This is a genomic window from Dellaglioa sp. CoH-57-MRSF-22, from assembly GCF_056781895.1.
This window is the reverse complement of the sequence record NZ_JBXAXT010000125.1, coordinates 1-368: the sequence shown is the minus strand read 5'-3', so window position 1 is coordinate 368 and position 368 is coordinate 1. Positions and strand designations below refer to the sequence as shown.

Here is a 368-nt window from a genome sequence, read left to right as displayed (position 1 = left end):
CGGGACCTCGCCTAATCTCGTCAGCGACCATCTTGTCCGGATTTTGTACGTACTTCGAAAGACCTCCCGATCCTGAGGAATCGGTGAAGTGTGCATCTCCCACAGCCACAAACTCTGCCACTTGATCTCCTTATGTTACGTACTCATTCTCTTCCCAATTCCACATCTGTGCAGACTTAGGCCAGTAGCGTTTGAATGTGGCGCTATCAGTAACACGCTCAACACGTTCCAACTCTGCCCTGCCCTCGTCAGAATTTAGGATAAGGTCCGCGCGATTCGGACTCACAAACGCCAGCAGCCCCAAATTCAAAAGGCGTTGGAACGAGAGATTGGTGCGAAGCAGATGGACGTAAGGAGAAATGTCAACC

At 51.1% G+C, this 368-nt stretch carries 1 protein-coding gene; it reads right to left on the bottom strand.

Features of this window, described 5'->3' with window-relative positions; all coding sequences use genetic code 11:
• Positions 1-130: 130 nt before the first annotated feature.
• On the bottom strand, positions 131-368 hold a 238-nt coding region (locus tag AC1RPR_RS08490; protein WP_481763513.1), incomplete at its 5' end, for a hypothetical protein.